This is a genomic window from Nocardia sp. NPDC059236 (genome assembly GCF_042754085.1).
In the GTDB taxonomy this organism is placed as follows: Bacteria; Actinomycetota; Actinomycetes; order Mycobacteriales; family Mycobacteriaceae; genus Nocardia.
In genome coordinates, this window is sequence record NZ_JBHZAF010000121.1 from 445 (window position 1) to 1,037 (window position 593).

A 593-nucleotide genomic window follows, 5' to 3' on the forward strand; every position below is an offset into this window, starting at 1 on the left:
ACCGACCGCTCCAGCATGGCCGCCTCGACCGAGGTGCGGGTGCCCTATGTGGACGTCGAGGTGGTCGAGGCGGCGTTCGCGGTGCCCGGCGAGCGCAAGATCGTCGGACGGCAGGGCAAGGCCGTCCTCAAGGAGGCGGCCTCCTCGGTCCTGCCCCGGGAGATCGTGTACCGGCCCAAGGGGCTGTTCAGCGCCCCGCTGCGGGCGTGGATGAGCCGGGATCTGGCGCCGCTGGTGCGCGAGGTGGTGAACGACGGCGAGCTCGTCCGCTCCGGGTTCCTGCGCCGCGACGCGCTGGCGCGGCTCGTCGCCGAGGACGCGGCCGGGCAGCGGGACTACTCCAAGCATCTGTGGCATGTGCTGACCCTCGAGTACTGGTATCGCGGCGCGACTTCTGGGGAGTTCGGGTGAAACAGGTAGTGCAGAACTACAAGAGCGGTGAACTGGCGCTGCTCGATGTGCCGGTGCCGGGATGCAAGCCGGGCGGTGTGCTGGTCCGCAGCGCCTACTCGCTGATCTCCACCGGCACCGAGCTGATGAAGGTGTCCGAGGCCGGTATGTCGATGGTGGGCAAGGCCCGCTCCCGCCCGGAC

General features: G+C 69.8%; 2 protein-coding genes. Both read left to right on the top strand.

The window, feature by feature from the left end:
- Window positions 1-411: asparagine synthase-related protein (locus ACFXIV_RS48350; protein ID WP_379421595.1), on the top strand; the 411-nt coding region annotated here is incomplete at its 5' end.
- The coding region (locus ACFXIV_RS48355; protein WP_379421596.1) for a hypothetical protein at window positions 408-593 on the top strand (186 nt) is incomplete at its 3' end. The genes ACFXIV_RS48350 and ACFXIV_RS48355, both read left to right, overlap by 4 nt.